This is a genomic window from Amycolatopsis methanolica 239 (assembly GCF_000739085.1).
Lineage (GTDB): Bacteria > Actinomycetota > Actinomycetes > Mycobacteriales > Pseudonocardiaceae > Amycolatopsis_E > Amycolatopsis_E methanolica.
The window spans coordinates 1242916-1263666 of sequence record NZ_CP009110.1 but is presented as its reverse complement, the minus strand read 5'-3'; the positions used below and the strand labels follow the sequence as shown (position 1 = coordinate 1263666).

The 20751-nt window shown below is 70.4% G+C and carries 20 protein-coding genes; 5 read left to right on the top strand and 15 right to left on the bottom strand.

All coding sequences use genetic code 11. The features are described 5' to 3' along the window. Positions 1 to 11: 11 nt before the first annotated feature. The gene (locus AMETH_RS38585; protein ID WP_017987188.1) at positions 12 to 170 is read left to right on the top strand and encodes a hypothetical protein; all 159 of its coding nucleotides are present in this window, start codon (positions 12 to 14) and stop codon (positions 168 to 170) included. Positions 171 to 180: 10 nt separating this feature from the next. Continuing rightward, on the top strand, positions 181 to 1191 hold the full coding sequence (locus tag AMETH_RS06185; protein WP_017987187.1) for a lanthionine synthetase LanC family protein: 1011 nt from the start codon (positions 181 to 183) through the stop codon (positions 1189 to 1191). A 115-nt stretch (positions 1192 to 1306) separates the two neighbouring features. On the opposite strand, the gene AMETH_RS35515 is transcribed toward AMETH_RS06185, so the two are convergent. Next, positions 1307 to 1756, bottom strand: a complete 450-nt coding sequence (locus tag AMETH_RS35515) for a peptidase inhibitor family I36 protein (RefSeq protein WP_017987186.1) — start codon at positions 1754 to 1756, stop codon at positions 1307 to 1309. Between the two features lie 65 nt (positions 1757 to 1821). On the opposite strand from AMETH_RS35515, the gene AMETH_RS41985 reads away from it, so the two are divergent. After that, complete coding sequence (locus AMETH_RS41985) at positions 1822 to 2187, top strand: class I SAM-dependent methyltransferase (protein WP_323806983.1); 366 nt, start codon at positions 1822 to 1824, stop codon at positions 2185 to 2187. Between the two features lie 414 nt (positions 2188 to 2601). Here AMETH_RS41985 and AMETH_RS37740 read toward each other — a convergent pair whose 3' ends face one another. Further along, positions 2602 to 3111: a hypothetical protein gene (locus tag AMETH_RS37740; protein ID WP_156131617.1), complete on the bottom strand. Its 510-nt coding sequence runs from the start codon at positions 3109 to 3111 to the stop codon at positions 2602 to 2604. A 48-nt stretch (positions 3112 to 3159) separates the two neighbouring features. After that, positions 3160 to 4041 (bottom strand): SDR family NAD(P)-dependent oxidoreductase, encoded by an 882-nt coding sequence (locus AMETH_RS06165; RefSeq protein WP_017987184.1) that lies wholly within the window; start codon positions 4039 to 4041, stop codon positions 3160 to 3162. An 87-nt stretch (positions 4042 to 4128) separates the two neighbouring features. On the opposite strand from AMETH_RS06165, the gene AMETH_RS06160 reads away from it, so the two are divergent. Continuing rightward, entirely contained in the window at positions 4129 to 4965 is an 837-nt protein-coding gene (locus AMETH_RS06160; RefSeq protein WP_017987183.1) for a helix-turn-helix transcriptional regulator, read from the top strand. Here the strand turns inward: AMETH_RS06160 and AMETH_RS06155 are convergent. From AMETH_RS06155 to AMETH_RS06145, 3 genes are all read right to left on the bottom strand, one after another. After that, the gene (locus AMETH_RS06155) at positions 4962 to 5300 is read right to left on the bottom strand and encodes a hypothetical protein (protein WP_017987182.1); all 339 of its coding nucleotides are present in this window, start codon (positions 5298 to 5300) and stop codon (positions 4962 to 4964) included. The two genes, AMETH_RS06160 and AMETH_RS06155, sit on opposite strands and share 4 nt — an antisense overlap. Before the next feature lie 124 nt (positions 5301 to 5424). Further along, positions 5425 to 5673 (bottom strand): hypothetical protein, encoded by a 249-nt coding sequence (locus AMETH_RS06150; protein WP_223843067.1) that lies wholly within the window; start codon positions 5671 to 5673, stop codon positions 5425 to 5427. 198 nt (positions 5674 to 5871) lie between these two features. Further along, the gene (locus AMETH_RS06145) at positions 5872 to 6948 is read right to left on the bottom strand and encodes a winged helix DNA-binding domain-containing protein (RefSeq protein WP_026153858.1); all 1077 of its coding nucleotides are present in this window, start codon (positions 6946 to 6948) and stop codon (positions 5872 to 5874) included. 709 nt (positions 6949 to 7657) lie between these two features. Between AMETH_RS06145 and AMETH_RS39015 the strand changes: the two genes are divergently transcribed. Continuing rightward, on the top strand, positions 7658 to 8308 hold the full coding sequence (locus AMETH_RS39015; RefSeq protein ID WP_209436951.1) for a hypothetical protein: 651 nt from the start codon (positions 7658 to 7660) through the stop codon (positions 8306 to 8308). Positions 8309 to 8496: 188 nt separating this feature from the next. Here AMETH_RS39015 and AMETH_RS06130 read toward each other — a convergent pair whose 3' ends face one another. The 9 genes from AMETH_RS06130 to AMETH_RS06090 all read right to left on the bottom strand — a co-directional run bounded on the left by AMETH_RS06130 (position 8497) and on the right by AMETH_RS06090 (position 20745). Then, positions 8497 to 9327, bottom strand: a complete 831-nt coding sequence (locus tag AMETH_RS06130) for a CbbQ/NirQ/NorQ/GpvN family protein (protein ID WP_017987178.1) — start codon at positions 9325 to 9327, stop codon at positions 8497 to 8499. A 28-nt stretch (positions 9328 to 9355) separates the two neighbouring features. Next, positions 9356 to 11002, bottom strand: coding sequence for a nitric oxide reductase activation protein NorD (locus AMETH_RS35510; RefSeq protein WP_081617674.1), 1647 nt, complete (start codon positions 11000 to 11002; stop codon positions 9356 to 9358). Next, complete coding sequence (locus tag AMETH_RS06120) at positions 10999 to 12144, bottom strand: spirocyclase AveC family protein (protein ID WP_017987176.1); 1146 nt, start codon at positions 12142 to 12144, stop codon at positions 10999 to 11001. The genes AMETH_RS35510 and AMETH_RS06120 overlap by 4 nt, the downstream gene beginning before the upstream one ends. 104 nt (positions 12145 to 12248) lie before the next feature. Further along, a complete protein-coding gene (locus AMETH_RS38580; RefSeq protein ID WP_017987175.1) occupies positions 12249 to 13298 on the bottom strand; it encodes a peptidylprolyl isomerase in 1050 nt (349 codons plus the stop codon). Continuing rightward, on the bottom strand, positions 13295 to 15616 hold the full coding sequence (locus AMETH_RS06110; RefSeq protein WP_081617673.1) for an MMPL family transporter: 2322 nt from the start codon (positions 15614 to 15616) through the stop codon (positions 13295 to 13297). The genes AMETH_RS38580 and AMETH_RS06110 overlap by 4 nt, the downstream gene beginning before the upstream one ends. Beyond that, positions 15613 to 16857, bottom strand: coding sequence for an MlaD family protein (locus AMETH_RS06105; RefSeq protein WP_209436853.1), 1245 nt, complete (start codon positions 16855 to 16857; stop codon positions 15613 to 15615). The genes AMETH_RS06110 and AMETH_RS06105 overlap by 4 nt, the downstream gene beginning before the upstream one ends. 50 nt (positions 16858 to 16907) lie before the next feature. After that, the gene (locus AMETH_RS06100; protein WP_209436852.1) at positions 16908 to 18170 is read right to left on the bottom strand and encodes an MlaD family protein; all 1263 of its coding nucleotides are present in this window, start codon (positions 18168 to 18170) and stop codon (positions 16908 to 16910) included. Continuing rightward, positions 18167 to 19405, bottom strand: coding sequence for an MlaD family protein (locus AMETH_RS06095; protein WP_156131616.1), 1239 nt, complete (start codon positions 19403 to 19405; stop codon positions 18167 to 18169). The genes AMETH_RS06100 and AMETH_RS06095 overlap by 4 nt, the downstream gene beginning before the upstream one ends. Before the next feature lie 86 nt (positions 19406 to 19491). Then, the gene (locus tag AMETH_RS06090; protein ID WP_167345512.1) at positions 19492 to 20745 is read right to left on the bottom strand and encodes an MlaD family protein; all 1254 of its coding nucleotides are present in this window, start codon (positions 20743 to 20745) and stop codon (positions 19492 to 19494) included. Positions 20746 to 20751 lie beyond the last annotated feature (6 nt).

Genomic DNA, 20751 nt, shown 5'->3' with positions numbered 1-20751 from the left:
AGGAGTTCATCATGGAGGCCACGCTGGAGCTGTCCGAACTGGACGGTCTGGTCGAGCGTCTGGACGCGCGGATCAGCAGTTCCGGAGACCCGGAAACCGGTAAGCCGCCCTCCCTGCTGCTGTGCAGCGGGTATTGCGGTGACGAAGAGTCGAGCTGGTTCGTGTGCTGACCCGTTCGGGATGGCGCGGGAGCTGACCGGTGCCGCCGCCACGGTCCTCACGACCTGGACCGAGCAGCAGGAAGCGAGCACGGCCGCGCCCGATACCGGGGCGGCCGTGCTCGCCGCGCTGCTCGGCGACCACCCGGCGAGCCGGGCGGCGCTGCGGGCCTGGTTGCGGGCGATCCCGCGCTGCTCGGGCGCCGGCCTGCACGGCGGGTTCGCCGGGGTCCTGGCCGGACTGCGCCTGGCCGCGCGGGTCGATCCCGCGCTGGGGCCGCTGGCCGACCGGGCTGCGGCGCGGCTGGCGGCGGACGGCCGCTGGCGGTCGCGCGAGGTCGGGTTCGCCGATTACGACCTGGTTTCCGGGCCGGCCGGCTTGCTGGCGGTGCTGCCCGGAGCGCAGGCGGCGCGAGAGCACCTGGCCGCGCTGGCTGTGCCCGAGGGTTTCCGCATCGGCGGGGCCGCGCCGGCGTGGGCGCGGGGTGGGGTCGTCACCGGGCTGGCGCACGGGGTGGCGGGCCCGCTGGCCGCGCTGGGGCCGGGCGGGTCGCCGGATCTGGCGTCGTGGCTGGTCGAGCACCAGGAGACGGACGAGCTGGGCGTCGTGTCGTGGCGCTCCCGCCCGGACGGCGCGCGGCGTGCGGTGGTGCGGCGGCAGGCGTGGTGCTACGGCACGCCCGGGATCGCGTGGGCACTGTGGACGGCGGGCGGCTTGTTCGCGGAAGCCGGCCTGCGGGCGATGGACACGTTGTGCGCGGCGTACGACGAGGAGGTGCACCTGAACGACAACCCGCTGAGCCTCTGCCACGGCGCCGCGGGGGTCCTGCTGATCGCCGACGCCTTCGCGGGGCGCGCCCCCGTCGGCGGCGTCCTGCGGGACCGCCTGCTCCGGTTCCTGCACGCACGGTTGCCCGAGGTGCTCGCGATGGTGGACCTCAGCCTGCTCACCGGAGCCACCGGAGTGCTGGCCGCGCTGCTCACGGCGGAGGGCGCGGATCGGGAGTGGCTGCGGCTGCTGGCCTTGACCTGAACTCCCATCGCAGGCCCGACCGCAGCCACCGCTCATGAGCGGCGCCGGTGACCGGGAGACGTGCAGCCGCGCCCGGCCAACGAACATCACCCGCCCCAGCCGTGCAGGCCCACCACTACACGCCCCGCCCCGACCACAGCTGCCGCAGCGTGAAGCCGCGCCCGGCGGGGGCCAGCGCGCGCGTCGCCTGTTTGAACAGGTACTCCGCGCGCTCGTAGGACAGCCGTCCGCGGCCGGTGTCCGGGCAGAGGCCCACCGCGGGCCGCATGCGGGCCGGGCCGGGGCGGCGGTCCGGGAAGTGATCTTCACCCCGACCTTGGACGTTGGTGACGCCGGTGTCGTTGGTCCAGGACGAGATCCGGTCGGCGAGGTCGTGGGTGGCGAGGTCGTCGATCCGGTCACCCGGTCGCAGGGCCAGACCGCCGCCGGTGAAGCCGTGGTCCCGGTACAGGCACAGACTGTCCTGCGGGCAGTCGCGGCCGTCGAACGTTGGAATCTCTTGTGCCGCAGCGGTGGCCGGCACGAACGCGATCGCCAGTACGGGAAGGAGCACCGATGCACGCATGGCTCGGCGATACCCGCATCCCCCGGATCGACGCACTCATCACCGCATCGAGCTAGGGTGCCGGGATGGCCGACGCCTACCGCTCGCTCGGCCGCGGCTACTCCGCGGTGCGGCAGCCGGATCCGCGGATCGCCCGCCAGGTGCACGCCGCGCTCGGCGCGGCCGCGACGGTGCTGAACGTCGGCGCGGGCGCCGGATCGTACGAACCGGACGGCCGGAACGTGCTGGCGGTCGAACCGTCGGCGACGATGCTGCGCCAGCGACCGCCGGGCTCGGCCCCGGCCGGGTGCGCGGTCGCCGGGCACCTGCCCTGCGTCGACGACCGGCTCGACGCCGCGCTCGCCGTGCTGACCGTGCGCCACTGGCGCGGCCCGGCGGCCGGCGCCGCGTGTCCGGGCGGCAGGTGGTGTTCACGTGGGACGTCGAGGTGATGGCGCGGTACTGGCTCGTCCGCTAGTACCGTGGTCCGCGGGCTGAGCGGCCCCCGACCGGCGGGTGGTGGTCCAGCCGGTCCCCGTCCCGTGGGACTGCACCGACGGTTTCCTGGCCGCCTACTGGCGCCGCCCGCACAGCTACCTGGACGACGACGTGCGGGCGGGCATGTCCGGCGTCGCGGCGCTGCCGGCGGACGTGGTTCGCCTCGCGGTGCGCAGACTGGCCGAGGACCTCGGCTCCGGCACGTGGCACCGATCTCCTGGACCGGGATTCGCTGGACGTCGGCTACCGCCTGGTGATCGCGACCAGTGGATGTTCCGAAAGCGGCTCGCGAGCCCCGATCGGCCACCCCGGTGTCTCCGCCGGCTCACGGATCGACGGCCACCGACGGGAGTGACCGGGGACAGCGATCAGCTGAGTACGCCCGCGATCCCGCAGATCAGCGAACCCAGCCGAGTGTCCGACACGCAGCCGCTCGCCGGCTGGGTCGGCGTCGCGTCGGGCGGGGGCGCCGGGGACGGGGTGGGCGTCGCCGGGGAGGTGGGTTCCGCGGGCGCGGACGGCGCCCCCGGCTGCTGCGGCACACTCGGCGGCACGTCGGGCGCGGGCATCCCGGGCGCGCCCGGCACCGCGGGCGCCGGCATCGACGGCAACGGAACCAGCGGAACCGCCGTGCCCGGCCGGTTCACCGGCCGGACCCCGCCGACCTGGTCCGGCGCGGGCCGGGTGACTTCCGGCGCGGGCGGGGCGACGGACGTCTCGGCCGGCGGCGCGACCGCGGGCGGCCGGACGCCGATCCCGAGCGCGATCGCCGGCGCGTCGTCGCTCAACCCGTTCAGCCCCGGGCCCAGCGACCACGCCACACCCGCCGCGACCACCAGCGCCGCACCGGCGGACCCGATCTTCGCCTTCACTCCCATGCGCGCAGTTTAGCTTGCGGCGCAAGGCTTTCCGAGCAGTCAAATAGGTTACACCCCGACCCCGGTTAACCGCTCGGCCGCATCCCAGAGCTCCCGCTCGCGCCGCGGGTCGTAGGACTCCGGGGAGGACGGGACGACCGCGCCAAGGTCCACATAGGACCCATTCGGCGCGTCGATCGCCCCGAGGATGACGTCGGCCAGGTAGCGGCCGGCGGCGGCGGGACTGGTCGCCCACGGAGTCCAGGTCATCGCGGGCAGGATCCGGCGCACCGCGAACCGGACGACCGGACCGGCGTCGCGGGTGAGTCCGGTGCCGGGCACGAACGCGGGGTTGTAGGCCACGGCGGTGACCCCGGGCGGCAGCCGGCGCGCGGACTCGTGCACCAGGTGGATGGTGGCCAGTTTGCTGGTCGAGTACGCGGTGCGCCCGGCGGCCGCGCTCGACGGGTCCGGGAAGGCGCCGGGCCGCGCGAGCACGTCCGGGGACTGCCACACCGGGCCGGGCACGAGACCCAGGTTGTGCCGGAAGTCGCCGAAATGGGTGTCGCTGGTGGTGATCACGACCCGCCCTGGCGTGGCGAAGCGGTCCTGCAGCACGCGGACGAACACGTGGTTGGCGAGCACGTTGACGGTGAAGGTCGACTCGAACCCTTCCGGCCCCGTCACGAGCGCGTTCGTGTGCTGGACACCGGCGTTCCCCACGAACGCGCGCAGCGGCGGCAGGTCGCCGCGGTCCAGCCGGTCGCGGATCGCGGTGGCAGCGTCCCGGACGCTGCGCAGCGAACTCAAGTCCGCCGTCACCGTGCCGTCGCCGAGGTCCGTCCGCGCGACGACGACCACGTGCGCATCGGGGTCTCGCCGACGGATTTCGTCCAGGGCGACGCGCCCGATGCCGCGGCTGGCGCCGGTCATGACGATCGTGTGGCTCATGCGACCACCGTCCCGCCCGGCGCGGACATCAGCCAGGGGACCAGCGATACCCAGGCTGATCCGGCTGGGAGCGGACAGAATGGACCCGTGGCTGTCCCCCACTCCGGTTTCGGCAGGCTGGTGCGCGCCTGGCGCGACCGCCTGTCCCCGGCTGATGCCGGCCTGCCCGTCACGACCGGCCGCCGCGCTCCCGGCCTGCGCCGCGAGGAGCTCGCCCAGCTGGCCGGGCTGTCGGTGGACTACGTGCTGCGCCTGGAGCAGGGCCGCGCGAAGAACCCGTCGGCGCAGGTGGTCGGCGCGCTGGCCCGGGCGCTGCAGTTGTCCCGGCCCGAACGGGACCAGCTCTACCGCGCGGCCGGCCTCCTGCCGCCGCAGGACGGGTCGGTGAACACGCACGTGCCCCCGGGCGTCCAGCGGCTCGTCGCGCGCCTGGGCGACGTGCCGATCGGGGTGTTCGCCGCGGACTGGACGTTGGTCTGGTGGAACGCCACGTGGTCCGCCCTGTTCGGGGACCCGGGATCCGACCGCAACCTGGTGCGGGCGGTCTTCACCGGCGCCGCCCCGCCGGTGCGGCCGGAGCGCGGCGCGGAGGCGTTCGCGATGTCGCTCGTGGCCGACCTGAAGGACGCCGTGTCCCGCTACCCGGCCGACGCCCAGCTCGACCGCCTGGTGCGGGAGCTGCGCCGAACTTCGCACGCCTTCGCCCGGTACTGGGACACCCAGACCGCGGCGGCCGTGCACGAGTCCGAACGCAAGACGGTCACGCACCCCGAGGTCGGCGACATCCTGTTCGACTGCGACGTGCTGCTGGTGCCGGGCGCGGACCTGCGGGTGGTCACCTACACGACGGCGGCGGGCAGCGCGGACGCCGGCAAGCTGGACCTCCTGCGGGTCACCGGCGGGCGCCCGCTGACCACGTCCTAGAGGTCGTCGCAGGCCGACCTGGCGCGGTTCATCGCCGCGTCGAACTGCGGTCCGGAGGCCTCGAAAGTCCGCATGACGATCTCGAGCGGCGCCTTCAACGCGTCGGCGAGGGCCTGGTAGCGCGGCTCCTGCTCGGCCGCCGCGGCCGCGAGCTGCGACGCCGCGCCCCAGCGCTGGAAGCCGGCGTACTGGGTGTCGGGCTCGAGCGACGTGGTGCGCGCCACTGCCGCGCAGGCAGCGTCGGCGTCGGCCGCGGCGGCGCCCGGCCCGGACCCGATCCAGACCAGCCCGACGATTCCCGCGCCGACCACGAGCCCCACCACGAGGGCGGTCACGACGAGTGGCCACCGGCGGCGCGGCGGTGGGGCGGGATACGGCTGAGCCATGGGAGTCCTTTCCGGCGGGCTGTCCTCGCATGGACGCGCCGGCACCGCGCCCGGTTCCGCCACGCCGGGTGAGTCAGCGCACGGTCGCGTTGTTCCGGTCCAGAACGCCGGCTCGTGACCGGCGGGCGCACGCGTCGCACGTCCGGTCCGGTTGCCACGCCTTCGCCGCGGCACGCAGGGCGCGCCGGAGGCTGCGCGGCGAACGGACGGCGCCGGTCTCGTCGCGCAGGGGCGTGCCGAACACCTGGAGCCTGCGCTGCTTGCGCCCGCACCCGCACACGGTGCGGCGGTAGCACCGCAGCACCGCGGACCCGTTTGTCACCCGCACCCTGCCGCGCCAGATCATCCGTCCCCCTCGTGTTCGTTCCTCCGGTGTGGAGACGGCGCAGCCCCGCCCGCCATGTCGCGGAACGGACCGACATTTTAGGATGCGATCCGGGTCACAACCGGATGCCGTCAGGTGTCGCGGCGCGCCACACCACTCAGGCCGGGTGAGGCTCGCCGACATGACGCGGGCCGGTCAGGAAGTTCGGACTGCGTCGGTGAGGAACGCGGTGAGGTGCCGGGCCTCCTCGTCGACGGCGGTCCGCTCGGCGCGGGTGAAGCGGCGCAGCGGTGTGATGGTCACAGTGTCCGCTCCGACGGTCCAGGTGGCGGCGACTCGGCCGTCGACCAGCACGACGCGCTCGCCGGCCACGGACAGGTTGCGGTGGGCGTCGTCGATGATCCGGCTGCGGTCCTGGTAGCCGAGGATGGCGTTGTCGAACGCGGGCAGGAACCGGACCGGGGCGAGTGTGCCGGGGTCGGGTCGCGGCGCGTCGGGCAGGTCGAGGAGTTCGCGGCCGTGTTCGTCGCGGAAGGCGACCAGTTCGTCGCGGATGGCGGCCACCGCGGCGGGCAGGCCGGCGAGGCCGCTCCAGGCCCGCAGGTCGGCCCCGGTGGCCGGGCCGAAGGCGGCCAGGTAGCGGCGCGTGAGCGCCTGCCCGATGGGGTCGGCGCCGTCCTCGGGGAGCGGGTCGACGTCGCATCCCAGCCAGGAGGACAGCCGGGCGTTGCGGACGCCGGCCTTGGCGCGCCACAGCCCCCGCGGCGGCACCTGCACCGTCGGCACGAGCGCCGCGATCGCGAGTTCGCCCAGCGGCCGTGGCCCCGCGGACGGCCAGCGCCCGGCGAGCGCCCGCCCGATGTCGGCCATCGTGCGCGGCTCGTCACGGGCCAGCTCCGCCCGCGCCGCCGCGGCCACCCCGCCGGGATCCACGCCGTCCAGCTCGCGGCGGTAGACGCCGAGCACCCGCTGGCGCAGCATCGCGTCGTGGCGGCTCCGCCAGGCCAGGACGTCGCCCGCCGTGACGAGGTGAATGGTGCGGCGCATGAGGTGCGTGCGCACGACTCGCCTGCCGGTCAGCAGCTCGTCAAGCGCGGCCGGCTGGAAGCCCCGAAGCCGCGACCACAACCCGACGAACGGTTCCTGCGGCTCCTGGGCCTGCAACCCGCACAGGTGCGACACCGCCTCCACGACGGGCAGATCGGCCCGCTCGAGGAGCAACTGGCGAGCCAACGTCGCCCGGTTGAGCGCCCTGCTGTCCAAAGTGGTCACCGCGGCATGCTCCCAGGGGAGGCGGTCAGGTTGTGTCCTTTTTCAGGTCGGATGTACTGGCTGCACATGGAGAAGCACCCCGACCTGCCGACCAGGATCCACGCCGCCTTCGAGGACGGCTCACTCCCGAATGATGACGAACTCCTCGTCACTCCCGTCTTGATCGTAGTCGTACAACCCAGACTCTCGTCGGAATTCGACTATCACGTCGAATCAAGCAAGACGTCGTACATCGGCTCGTCGTAGAATTTCCAATTGGGACAGGGCAGCCCGTATCCGCGCACCGCAACGAGGGACCTCTGAGGAGTCCCGGCGTCGTTGGCGCCCCACTCGAGGAAGTCGCCGATCTTGTACCGGCCGAGTTTGTTCGAGCCGTATCGGAACTGAACTTGGCGAGTAGTTCTTCGTCCACAGTTCGGACACGCTTCTTCACGAGATTCCACCTCGTTGTAAAGACCCGCGCCCCCATCCCGCCCATCGACTGCCCGTGTCAGCGGAACACCATCCACAACGGGCGATCAGCCGGCTCGCCGAGCCGCCGCGACCCCGTGCCGTGGAACCAGCCGCGACCACGGTTGCCCAGATACCGAAGCCGGCTCAGCGGTGCGCGGATGTTCGCCAAAACGAAAAATCGCCCGACCTGCTCCCTCGAGCAGATCGGGCGATCTTGACGACTGTGGACCTAACGTGTCAGCAAAAGAGCCGCGAAGTGCTGGTCGAAGGCCCTGAGATCACGGTTCGTCCGATCGGCACGCGGCGGGCGGTGGTGCCCGATGACCCCGACGACGGAGCCGGCACGTCGTCGGGGCGGGCGTTGTGGGTGCAGTGCCGCTGCACCGCCCTGGTGGCACTCGGCGCGGCGTACGCCTCCTACCGGCACGGGCGGGAGTTCGCAATAAGCCGGCAGACAGCCAGCCTGCTCCTCCAGCGGCAAGGCGTAGCGATGCGGCGCCAGGGCCGCTCCCCCGAGCAGGTCGACGAGGCGATGCGACTGTACGAGTCTGGCTGGTCGTTCGCGCTGATCGGCGAGCGGATGGCCGTGGACCACGGCACGGTGTGGCACTGGCACCTTGTGGCGAGAGGCGTTGCAAGGTCCGCGGCGCCGTTAACCGGTCGATGGCGGATCGTGGAGATGAGCGGCTGGCACACGCGCACACTCGTGACGTCGTACCAACGCGTGTTCGGCCTCCAGCGGGTGCCGCCCCCGTTCCCCCACTACGGCGACGAGGCGGGCGACTACGCCGTGTTGCTGCTGGACGAGAAGTCGGGCCTGGCCATCGGCCTGCACCACCACGAAACCAACAAGGCGAACAAGCGGACGAAAGCCGCGCTGGCCTGGACCATCTTGGCATCGCCGTAGCGACCCGAGGACCTCGTCGCGTGGGCATCATGGCTGGACCAGCTGGACGTCCCCCACTCCGGCGTCACCGAGCGGCCCCTACTCCGTACTGGTACCCCGCGACCCGGACAACATCCAGCTGGAGCTGTGCCACTTCCCCGGCTGACGCCGCGCTACCCGGTGACCGGCCGGCGCAGCGGGTGTCCGGCTCAACGACGGGCGGTGTAGGTCTCCAACATCGCAGCGAGACCGGCTTCCTCGTCCGCGTCGTCGGTCATCGGGCGAACCATCGCGGCCATGCCGGCGTCAAACGTCGACATACCTTGGCTGGTCAAGGCCGCTGCGGCCACCACCGTCCTGGTCGAGGCGGCCTCCCGCAGACGGCCGTGTTCCAGGCGCCGTACCGCTTGTGCGAACAACACCAGGGCCCACGCCTCGTCGGGGCCGACACCGGTCTCGCGCACGACGACCTCATGTTCGGCCTCGGCTGGCGGGAAACCGAACCGCACCGTCACCATACGCTGCCGGGTGGAGACCTTCAGATCCTTGAGGACGCTCTGGTAACCCGGGTTGAACGACACGACCAGGCAGAAATCCGAATGCGCGACAATGCGTTCCGCCCCGTGCCGCTCGAGGTTGAGTTCGCGCCGGTGGTCGGCGACCGAATGGACCACGACCGTCGCATCCTGCCTGGCCTCAACGATCTCGTCCAGGTAGCAGATACCGCCGTGCCGCGCCGCGCGGGTCAGCGGCCCGTCCACCCAGACCGTCTCACCGGCCTTGAGCAGGTAACGCCCGAGCAGATCGGAGGAGCTGAGGTCCTCATGGCAGGACACGGTGTGCAGGGGCACCCCCAACTGGTGCGCCATCGCCTCGACGAATCGGGTCTTGCCGCAGCCGGTCGGGCCCGTCAGCATGATCGCCCGGCGACTGCGGAACGCGGCCGTGAAAACCTCGACCTCGTTGCCGACAGGCTGGTAATAGGGACCGGTCCCGTCGGCCGTCCGTCGCGCGGGGGCCGCCACCGTAATCTCCGTCACGTCGTCACCTTCCCTAGAATCGTCCACATCAGACTGTCTGCGACACGCCTCGCAGTGCCTGCCGCAGCAACGAAACCACCCGCTCGGACACGTCACGGTCGCTCGCCAGCCGGAGATGCGCGGCGTTGCCGAAGATCTGGGTCAGCCGGTCCTCGGTCATCGTGTTCGAGACCGAAAGGCACACGCATGCGACACCGGCACGCCTGGCTTCCCGCAGGGCGCGGCCGGTGTCGGCGTCCGCATAACGGCCCTCGTAGTTCTGATCGTAGGGAAAACCGTCGGACACCATGAGCAGCACCTGCCTACCTGCCGGGACATGCGCCATGCGGCGGGTCGCGTACCGGATCGCGGCTCCCATCCGAGTGCACCCCGTCGGCCGCACCTGGAACAATCGCGACCGCACCGCGGAGTTCCCGTTCTCCTGCAACCGTTTTATCGGGATCACCCGGACCTGCGCCCGGCCCGCGGAGTTGAACGCGGTCACCTCGACGCCGTGCCCGACATCCTCGAGCGCACGCATCAGATTCAGCACGATCGCCGACTGCCGGTCGTAGACGGTGCCGCCGGAGGGCTGCTCATCCGCGGTGGAGCCGGATGCATCGAGCAGGATCGACACCGTCAGGTCCGGTCGCGACCGGCGCTTCTCCCGATAGGCGTGCTCGATATGCGGCGACGCCCGTCCGCTCCGCGCCACGCCCTGGACCACCGCGTCGAGGTCGACGTCCTCGCCTTGTGGCTGCCTGGTATGCCAGGCTAGCGACCGGCTCACCCTGGCGAGGTCCGCGCGGATCGCACGGTCCCCGTGCACGCTCACCTCGGGCGCCGGGCGCGGCACGCGCTGTTCTGGCGCGTACTCAATGACGGAGCACCAGCCTCGCCGGTACTCCCCGCGCCAGCAGTCCCACTCCGGAAACCGTGATCCCGCGAGGGGTTCGGGTACCGCGGCGAAACTGCTCCGACCGCTCCCGGGAGGTGAGGTGACGAGTCGCCTGCCCGATCCGGCGGCCAGGTTCGAATCGTCGAGGTGCAAAGCGCTCACCGAGCCGCGCGGGTGCCGCTCGGCCCGGGACAGGCCGCGGCCGAGGAGTCGGGAGAGCGGGTTGTGCACGGCGAACGGCGCCCGGAAGATCCGGCGGACCGGATCGTCCTGCGCGTCACGGTCAGGCGCCACAACCTCAGCAGCCTTCAGTTTGCTGCCGTCGACCGGGGTGGACCTACTCGCTTTTCCTTTCCGCAGCGAGGTTCTCGGCATCACCGTGCCGAACCATTCGGGCGTGGCGGGCAATTCCTCGCGGCCCAGCGCGCGCTGCAGGGACTCCTCCGCGGACGCCGAGACCTCCGCACCGGGTGAGCTGCCGACGAGTTCGACGAACCAGCCGGGCAGCGAGTTCCGCAGAGACCGGCAGGCGCGGTGGACCTCCAGCAGCACGTAACGCGCGACCGTTTCCCGACCCCGCGACAGTTTCCGGACCATGTCGGGCTGCAGGCTGCCCGCTCCGATGAGCGCCGACTGGCACAACAATGTCGGCAGCGGGTCACTGGCCCGGGCGTCGACGACGACGTGCCTGCCGTCGGTGTATGACGGGCCACCGTCGACGCCGACCACCTCGACATCGCGGCAGCCCACAGCGCTCGCGAGAAGGGAATATTCCGCGAGCGCGCCAGTTTTCGTCATCCGCCGACCTGGATCGGCAGCGCCCCGGGCTGGACGAGACGTCCGTCCGGAGTGGCGTAGGGCGAACCGGGGCCGCGCACGACCGGGATGTCCGGGCCCGGGCAGGCGTACTCGCTGCCCTGGCCGCACATGCCGTTCGTCATGTAGGAGCGGTCCAGAATGCCCTGCGGATAGTCGTCGGTGTGCAGGCCGAACCACTGCCAGGGCAAGGTGAACAACACGAACATGATGAGGTTCATCACGCCGCACAACGCAAGCAGCCGCACCGCCGCCTTCTTCCGTTGGCCGCCGGCAATCTCCGCGGCGCCCCGCTCGGCAATGGTCTCGCCGCGGTCGTTACGGAAGTAGCGGACGCAGGCGAGCAGGCCCCAGGTCGTGCCCCACAGGAACATCTCGTACAACGGGACCTGGTACCACTCACCGGCGAACAGTGACATCGACCGCATCGAGCCACCCATGTGATAGAGGCCCGTCCGAATCCAGATGATCTCCAGCACGAAGTCCACAACACCCATGAACACGATCGCGACCACGATGAGGCCCACGGTACCCAGCCGCGGCCACCGCCGCTTCGCCAGGCTCATGATGTGGTTACACAGCAAGACGATGAGGAACAGACCCACCAGGTACAGGCCCGGGCCGAGCACCAGCGGCTCGGCCATGCGCTCACCGTGCGGGCTCTGCCAGCCCGGGAGATGGCATTGCGGGCAGCCACGGTTGAACAGGACAGCGTTGTAATTGAATATCTGCACGGTGTAGTTCGCCAGCGGGTCCTGCAGTGCCCACAACTGTAGCCAGCACAGCACCATCATGCCGTCAAAAGTGAGCCGCCCTTCGCGCACCCACGGCCGGATGAGGAAGAAATACAATACCGCAAGCCCGCCGGCGCCGAACCCGATCTGCCAGATCAAGGCCGAGTTGCGCAGCCAGCCGGGTATCGGAGTCGGGCCGAGCGGCGCCGCTTTCGCGTCGCCGGAGAAAAGCCAGTCCGCCCAGCAGTACATGGTCAGCGCAAGGAAGATCGCGCCGACGATCGCGAAGAGCTTCACCGGCTGGGTCTTGCGCGGCGCCAAGCTCTCGGCCAGTTCCAGCTGGGGCGCGCGGTCGTACTGTCGTGGAGACGTCTTCGTGGAAAAGCCCATCGTGAGGTCCTTTTCTCAAAATCCGCCAGCGAATTTCCGTGATTCAACGATGTAAGGGCGACGCTGTTGACGCAAGATCGGGTTCCGCGAACCGGAATCGTCGGTCAACGGGGGGCGAAGGCGGGTGGCGCGTCGGGGTTGTCCGGACGGTACGCGTCGGCATATTCAACATGCGCACCCTCGATCTGCTCCCCCAGCCAGCTTTGCCACACACCGAGTTTGCGTTCCTCGTCCAACTGGCCCTTGAGTTGCGGCGACGCCTCGTCGTAGCTCAACTTGTTGCCCGGCTCGATGTTCACCACCTGTCCGACGTTCCAGCCGAACCCCGTCTGCACGGGTCCGAAAAAGGCCCCGACCGGCGCCGCGAAAGCGGCCTTCGCAAAGGTCTGATCCAATTGGTCGGAGCTCAACGTGCCGATGTCACCGCCCTTGTCCTTCGAGCTCTGATCCAGCGACGACGCGGACGCGAGGAGCCCGAAGTCGGCTCCCGACTGCGCCTGGACGAGCACCTGGTCGGCGTCGGCCTGTGAAGCCACCACGATATTGCGCAACTGACGGCGTTCGGGTACGGCGAGCTGGTCCCTGCGCTGGTCGAACGCGGCTCGCGTGTCGGCGTCCGTCACCGGTGGTGTTTGTGCGGCCAGCTGGTCGAACAGTTTGTTGGTGGCCAGCTGTCGCTTCACCTCGTCGAGCACGTCCGGCTCGGAAATCCGTGCGGTCGCGAGAAACCCGTCGAATGCCTGCCTGCCGCCGGGCAGTTGCTTGTCGATCAGGTCCTGCAGCGCGTCACTCGCGTTCTTGTCGGCGATCACGATCCCGCTCCGGCGCGCCGCGTCGTCCAGGATCAGGCTCACCGCGATGGATTTGGCCACGTCCTTGTTGAACGTGTCCAGCTGCTTGCCCGCCGGTGGGACCTCAATGCCGTACAGCGCCTCGAGCACGTGGGTGCGCCGCTGGAAGTCGTCCTTGGTGATCACCGTGTTTCCCGTGCGCAGCACGGCATTGGCGGGCAGCGCGGTCGCCCAGGCGACGCCCAACTGTGCTCCTGCCGCGAGCATGACCGCCACGATTATCGGCACGACAGCCCGCTGGCCGCGCCCGCGCGGTGCGAGCGCGGGCCAGCGCCGGACGGTGCGGAGACCGCTGAACTTCATGACACCGATTCCTTTCCTGCCAATGCCGGTACTTCGGGTTCGGCGGGGACGGCCGCCGGTTGAGCGGCATGCGGCGGCACAAGCCAAACGACCAGCAGCGCGGCCACGTAGGAGCACACCACGCCCGACGCGAGCAGCAGCCCGAATTGGGAAAGCACCGCGAGGCCGGAACACGCGAGAACGAGATATCCGACCGACCCGGCCAGCGCGGTGGTGCCGACGCCCCGGAACAACCACCGCCGCCCGCCGTGGCCCGGCTTGGCCATCATGACCGCGAACTCGCAGCCGGTTGCCGTGGTGAGCGACCCGATCGCGACGGTGAGCGGGCTCAGCGAGCCGATCACCGTCCACGCCAAGGCGAGCACCCACCCGGAGGCGAGCAGAACCGTCAGCACGCCACGCAACGCGTCGCGACGGCCCAAGCCGATCGTGAGCACCAGCCCGGCAACGAGAACGCTGACGATGTTTATCAGGATGCGTCCGCCGGACACGAGATCGAGGCCGCGCACGGCGGCGACCGGAAGGCCGACCAACTCGGCGTGGTAACCGGCGGGCGGTGCTGGCAGGCTGGCCTGGACATGTGCCAACAGGTCCCGCTGCTGGTAGAGATCGCGCAGGTCCACTCCGAACACCAGCACGCCGGCGGTGTCGTCCTGCCGGAGGACAGCGGAGGTGAGGTAGGCGGGCATCAGCTGCTTCGCCGCGTCGATCTGCTCGGCCGTGGGGTTGTCGCCGAGGAACTGGAGCAGGTCGTCGATCGTGATGATCGGATGCAGGTCGCGCCCGTAACCGCGGACGAGGCTCTCCTCGGCCTGACGGGCCCATTGGAGGACCTGCGGGCTGCTGACGTCCTTGCCGCGCACCATGATGCTGACCTCACCGGCGGAGCCGAGTACTTGCTCGGCGCGCTGCGCGTCGGTGAGTTCGGTGAGTCCCTTGGCCAACTGTTGCGGGTCGGCCTCGATTCCCAACCGAGGTAGCGCTGTCCACCCCAGCCCGGCGAGCGCGATCGCGACGACCGCGACCGCGATACGCCAGCGTCGCGTGCCCCGCGGCAGCGGTCGGCCACCGCTCGTCGGCTGGGCCTCTTCGACCCCGAACATCCGGCGCAGGAACAGGGCGACGCCGACCGTCGCGACGATCCCGATCCCGAGTGCCAGTCCGAGTTCGCCGACGAACGGGAGCGGCGACAGAACGAGCGAGGCGAAGCCCAGCGCCGCGGCGAGCGCTGCGACGAGTACTCGCCGCAGCTGGTCACGCTGGAACAGGTAATAGGGAAAGTCGCTGCCGATTCCCAGCAGGATGGGCAGAAACGCGACCACACCCAGCGAAAGTGGCCGGTGCAGCCACCCGAACAGGGCGACGGTGATCGCGGTGCCGCACATCGCGGCGAGCAGCGGGCGGAGCCGGGTCCATCGCCGCCGGGTCCACGGCACCAACAAGAAGATCAACCCCACAGTGGTGAGCGCGATCGCGCCCAGTACGGGGAATTCCTGCCGGGCGCGCTCGGTGAGCGCCGAGGTCACCGCCGGCACCCCGGTGACGGTGACCTGCGCGGCGCCCAGCCCAGCGTGATCGACCGACGACCGCACCGAGTCGACGAGCCGACCCGTCGCTGCCTGGTCGATGTCTTCGCGGGGCCGGATCAGCAGCGTGGCCGTGTGATCGTCCGGCACCACGAACCGCCATTCGGGCCGGGGCCTGCCGTCGTCCTGAAACATCGCCGTGGCCACGAAACGCGGATTGCGCAATGTGGGCAGGCCCGTAGGCAGGCCCCGCACGATCAGCGGGCCGTAGCGGGCGTCGAACTGGGCCACCGCCGCGTCCCCGGCCGCTCTCACGTCGGCGTCACGCGCGCCGTTGGCCCGCGCCTGCTGCTCAGCAGTGTTGCGCAGCGCGTCGCGCCGGCCGCTGATCTGCGCGAGCACGTCCTGCGCGGCGCCCGCGATCTGGTTCAGCACCGTGGCCGGCCCGTATACGGCGGCCACGTCCGGCAGCTTCGCCAGCTGGCCCTCCAGCCCTAGCAACCCGGCCAGTTTCTCCTGCTGCATCAGGAGATCGTTCGGGTCCTTCGACCGGAGCAGTACCACCACGGGATCGCCGCCGAAGGAGCGCGCCTTGTCCTGCAGCGCTTGGTAGGCGGGATCCCCGGTGGGCAGGAACGACTCGATGCCGGTGTCGATCCGCACCTGCCACAGCCCGCCGCCGGTGCACGCGGCCAGCGCGAGCAGCACAGCACCGGCTACGAGCCCGCGCCGGGAGATGCCCCGCCACCATCGGCGCAGGGCGCCCGCCAGCCGCCGAAGTACGCGGATCATCGCGGTTCCCGTTGCACCTGGGGATAGGTGCCCGTGTACGGGGCCGGGTCGCCGGCCTTGCCGGGCGCCGGGTACGCGTTGTTCCAGTGCGTCGGATCCAGCGTCAGCGGCACCGGATAGTTCCGCAGCGTGCCCGAATCGAACACGGTGCCCAGCCGGATCGGCCGGATGCCGTTCTCGGTGACCAGGTCCATGGACGCGCCGAAGCTCGCGAACATTGCGCCCACGTCCCGGCCGTAGGGCGCCAGATAGGACAAGGCCGGGTTCAGGTCGCGCAGGGCCGTGTCGGCGGTGGGCAGCAGCCCTCGTACGTCGGCGCCGACCGCCGGAACCCGGTGCAGCGTCGCGGGCGCGTCATCGAGCGTGCCATTCAGCGCGGGCAGCAGGCCGCGCAGGTCGTTCGTCGTCGCCGGGAGCTGCAGCAGCGCCCGGTTCAGGTCTGGTGCACTGGCGCGGAGGTCGGTCGTGACCGGTTGCAGCGCAACGGAAAGCTCGCCGAGCTTGCCCGTGGCGGAGTTCGCAGCGGTCAGCAACGACGGCAGCTGGCGCATCGTCGACTCGATCGCGTTGCGCTGACCGGCGGTCGCCGTGGCGAGCGTGTGTGCGTCGTCGACCACGGATACGATCCGCCCACGACCAGTATCCAATGTGTCCAATAGCTGTCCCGCTTCGCGGGTCAGCGCCGTCAGGTCGGCCGACTGCGCGGCGATCGCGTCGAGCGCCGTGTAGCCGTTGCGGCCGAGATCGCCGAGACCCGACAGCAGCTGGGACGTGCTCTCGGCGGTACCTTTTGTCGCGGCGCCGAGCGATTGAACGCTCTGGCTCAGGGCGGCTCGCGTCTGCGGGTCGAAGGTGCTGATCACCTCGTCGACGTCGACGGCGGGGATGACCGCCGACGGTGGCAGCGCGGCGCCCTCCGCGAGCGGCGGCCCTTGCCCGTCCACTACATCCACATAGGACTGCCCGATCACCGACTTGACGCCGATCCGGACGGTCACCCCTTGGTGCAGCGGCGCCGCGTCGGTAAGGCTCAGCACCACCCGGCGGCCACCTGCGGAGAGGTCCTCCGCGACAACTTGGCCGATCTTGACCCCCGCCATCGTGACTTCGCTCTGCTCCTGCAGGTTCTTCGTGTCAGCGCTGTCGAACGAGACACGGTAGCCGTCTTGGGTGAACCCCGGCACCGTGCCGCCGGACGCGGTCCAGAAGTAGAGGAACCCAGCGACGAACGCCAGGGACAACCCGACGATCGTCAGCAGCCTGCCGTATCTGCGCGGGCGCATTGTGAGCTTCACTTCCCACCTCCGACAGGCCCGCCGTCGGCCGGGCCGAGACCGCCCGTCGGGTTGTCCAGCGACAGCGTGAGGTTGGCCCTGCCGAGGCCGCCGTTGGCGTCGGCCAAGCTGAACGCGGACGAGGTCTGGTACACGAAGGCTGCGAGGTCGCCCATCCACGGCACGATGCGCGCGGTCGCCGAGGGCAGATAACCCGTGACGGGGGCGAGCTGACGGAACGCCGTGTGCACGTCACCGGCGAGCGGCCGCAGGTCGGCCACCACCGGTTTCGCTTCGCTGACCACCGGCTTCGCCGCCGCTACGAGCGGGCCCGCACGATCGACCATGCCGGTGACCCTGGACAGCGCGGGCGGCAGTGTGGTGGATGCCGACCGCAGCCCGTCGAGCGTCGGATTGAGCTCGCCCGTCAGGTCGCGCACGCTGCCCATCGCGTGCGTCAGGTCGTCGCTGAAGCCCGGAATCTGGCCGAGCGTGCCGCTCAACTCAGTGTCCCGTTGCGACAGTACGGACAGCGTCTGCTGCAGTGACGCGACCAGATCCGCCAGCCGGCCGTCGTCGTGGCCCGCGGCGGTGGAAATCTGCGACAGCGAGGTGACCAGCTTGCTGATCGTTCCCCGCCGGGTCTGCAGTTGCTCGACGACGGGGCGGAACGCGTTCACCGTCGCGTCGGTGGCCCGCAGACCGTCCGGCAGCTGCGCGGGTGCGTTCGCCAGCGCCGTGTCCGCCTCATCGAGCAGCGTCTGCAACGCGTCCCGCGTGCGCTCGTCTAATTTGGACAGCAGCTCGGAGGGCTGGATGACGCGCTTGGTCTGGGACACCGGAATTGTGCCGTTGGCAGGCAGCGGCGTACCCGGAGGGCCACCAGGATCGAGCGAAACGAACATCACGTTCAACGGCGCCTTGGTGCTCAGCACCGCCTTCGCGTTGGAATACACGGTGTGCCCCGGGTCGAGCGACATAACCAGTCGCGCATTGCCGTTCGGCAGCGGCTCGGCCGACTCGATCTTCCCCACGGTGACCCCGGCGATCCGCACCTCGTTCCGACTCTCCGGCCGGACGCCCGGCGTCTTCTCGAACTCGGCGGCGAACACCACCCGGCCGCTCTGCCACGGCGGCTTGATGTCGTACTGCGAGAAGATGTATCCGGTGCAGGCGAGGCCCAGCGCCACCAGCACAGCCAGTGCCACGGCGTCCCGGCCGAGGCCTGGCACATTGCGGACGCGCTCCCAGGTCCGGCGGATTCTTGCCACTGCTGTCACGGACGACCTCCCACTACTGCGCTCTCCACCTGGGCCAACAGGTTCTGCAAGGTGAAGGGAAGACCTTGCACCGAGCCGAGATTGACCCCGACCTGGAACCCGAGAAGCGAGCCCTGACTGTCTTGCGTAGACGACGCACGATCGAGATTCGCCGCCATGTAGCCGATCTCTTGATAGAACTTGTGGTCGGCCTGCATTCCACCACCGCTCCCGGCGTAGGGGCCGGTGCCGTGCCAGGTGTTCATCAGCGTGTCCGCGATCGGGCCCTTGACCCGGTCGATGACCGGCCCGCGGACGTCGTTCAGGATCTGCGTACCCCGCTGCGCCACCGGGACCAGCTCGTGCACCGCCGGGCGGGCGTCGTCGACGAGCGGCCGCAGGTCCCGCAGCAGCGGCTGCGCGTCCACCAGTACCGGATTCAACTTCCGCAGCACCGGATCGAGCTGGGCTGCCGCGGGCCGGAAGTCCTTGGCGGTCTGCGTCAGCCGGGTCAGTGTGCTGTCCAGCCCGGCCAGCCCATCCCGGGTGGTCGACAGCGCGGTCGGCAGTGTGTCGATCCCTTGCGCCAGCGGCCTGCTCTGCTGCGCGAGAACGCCGGTAGTGGCCTGCAAGTCCCGCACGATGTCGGCGAGTTGCCCGTCGTGCGTGCTTATCACCCGTGCAACGTTGTCCATATCGGACACCAGGCTGGACAGGTCGACATCTGGCCTGGTGCCTTGAAGACCCTGCAAGGTGGCTTCGGCGGGTCGCATCGTCGAGGGCAGGTCGGACACCAGCGCGCGCACGTCCGGTCCCCCGTTTCGCAGTGTCGCGTCGAGGTTCGCGACGTCGTCCTGCACGCTCTTACGGGTCGGCTTGGGCAGTGCCTCCAGCACCCGGTCCAGTTCGACCGGCAGTTTGGTCCGGTTCAGCGGGATGAACCCCCCGACGAACGAACCGGTGCCGCCGCCGTGCTGGAGTTCGACGGTGTAACGACCACCGAGCACCGTCAGCGGCGAGATCTCCGCGGACGGCGCCGTGCCCAGCCCGTCCAACACGGACCGATCCACCTTCATCGACACGATGGCGGTCCCGTGGTCGGTGTAACGGACTCCGTCCACGACGCCGACCTCGAGTCCCGAGACCTTGACCTTCGTCTCGTCGACGACCATCTGGTAGTTCCGAGCGAACTCCGCCTCGATCGACGCGCCTGGCCGGAAGAACGTCGTGATCGGGGCCTTGAAGGCGAGCAACACGATCGCGATCGCCGCCGCCAGGAAGAAGATCAGCCCGATCGCGGCCTTCGACGGCCGCCGCCTGCGGCTGAGTACCTTGCTGCCGATCACCGGGTACCTCCCGTGGCCGGGTTGTCCCGCCAGGCGCCGCCGCCCGGAGCGGGATAGGGAATCCGCTTCGCGGTCGGATCAGGCAGACTCACGTTGTACAGGCTCGGAATCGCCAGCGTTGCCGAGAAGAAGTGCTGGTCCGGTGTGAAGCTCCCGCTCAGCAGATCGTGCTCACTGAAGAACCGGCCGATATCGGTCGAGTACGGCGCCAACTGGGTGAGGAACACGTTCGCCTGGGTCACCGTCTCCGCGATCCGCGGCACCATCGGTCGCGCATCGGCGAACGTATGTTTCAGTTCGTCCACCGCCGGGAGCGCCTGCCCGCCCACTCCGGGCACCTTCCGCAGCGGGCCGACCGCCTCCCGGAACAACCCACGCAGGTCCTCGGTGGACGCGCCCAATGCGCGGGCCCCCGGTGCCACGGTGGTCACCGCCGTGCGCACATCCGCCAGCGGCTGATCCAGTGACCGCAGCGATTCACGTGCTTGCCGCAACGTCGCAGGCAAGCCGGTCACGGTTTCGGCGAGCGGCCGCGCACCGTCCACACCGACCGCTCGCAGCGTCGCATCCATTTCAGACAGTAGACCGCGGAGCTGGGCTTCGTGCCCGTCGAACCGCCCGGTAAGCCGGTCCGCGCTGTCCAGCAGGTGCGGCAGGTTCGCGTCGCGGCTCGCCAGCGCGCCGGTCGTGGTGCCGAAGTCGTTCAGCAGTTCCGGCGCCACGGTCAGCAAGTCGTGCAGGTCCTGGCTGTGGCCGGCGACCCCGCCCGCGAGCTGGTTGAGGCTGGACTGCAGGGCGGACCTGGTCGGCGCGTCGAACGGCGCGAACACGTCGTCCAGTGAGGTCGAGCTGCGGGTGTGTGACTGCGCGATGACGGTGCCGCCGAGCGGCCCGGCGCCGGGCGTGCCCGGGTCGAGTTCCACGCGCTTGCGACCGAGGGCCGACGCGTTTGCGATAGACGCGGTGGCGTCCCGGTACACCGCCCGGTTACCGTCGAGGCGCATCGTTACGATCGCCAGCCCGTCGTGGTAGTCGACCCGGTCGACCTGCCCTATCCGGCCGCCGTTCTCCTCCACCTCCTGCCGTGGGGTCAGCGTCCCCACATCCGCAAAGGCCGCGCGCACATACGTGTAGGCTTTCGCCGGCAGCTCGCCGCCGACCTGGACGGTCGCACCGACCCAGGCGATCGCGCCGATCACCACGACGGCCACGATGCCGATCAGGAAACTCCGCGCGTGGTCGCGGTGCACCGGTCC

Excerpts from the sequence above, each read along its gene's own strand:
- AMETH_RS06185 (WP_017987187.1), top strand. The coding sequence starts at position 181 with ATGGCGCGGGAGCTGACCGGTGCCGCCGCCACGGTCCTCACGACCTGG.
- AMETH_RS37740 (WP_156131617.1), bottom strand. The coding sequence starts at position 3,111 with ATGGGAGTGAAGGCGAAGATCGGGTCCGCCGGTGCGGCGCTGGTGGTC.
- AMETH_RS38585 (WP_017987188.1), top strand. The coding sequence starts at position 12 with ATGGAGGCCACGCTGGAGCTGTCCGAACTGGACGGTCTGGTCGAGCGT.
- AMETH_RS06110 (WP_081617673.1), bottom strand. The coding sequence starts at position 15,616 with ATGATCCGCGTACTTCGGCGGCTGGCGGGCGCCCTGCGCCGATGGTGG.
- AMETH_RS35515 (WP_017987186.1), bottom strand. The coding sequence starts at position 1,756 with ATGCGTGCATCGGTGCTCCTTCCCGTACTGGCGATCGCGTTCGTGCCG.
- AMETH_RS06120 (WP_017987176.1), bottom strand. The coding sequence starts at position 12,144 with ATGGGCTTTTCCACGAAGACGTCTCCACGACAGTACGACCGCGCGCCC.
- AMETH_RS06165 (WP_017987184.1), bottom strand. The coding sequence starts at position 4,041 with ATGAGCCACACGATCGTCATGACCGGCGCCAGCCGCGGCATCGGGCGC.
- AMETH_RS35510 (WP_081617674.1), bottom strand. The coding sequence starts at position 11,002 with ATGACGAAAACTGGCGCGCTCGCGGAATATTCCCTTCTCGCGAGCGCT.
- AMETH_RS41985 (WP_323806983.1), top strand. The coding sequence starts at position 1,822 with ATGGCCGACGCCTACCGCTCGCTCGGCCGCGGCTACTCCGCGGTGCGG.
- AMETH_RS38580 (WP_017987175.1), bottom strand. The coding sequence starts at position 13,298 with ATGAAGTTCAGCGGTCTCCGCACCGTCCGGCGCTGGCCCGCGCTCGCA.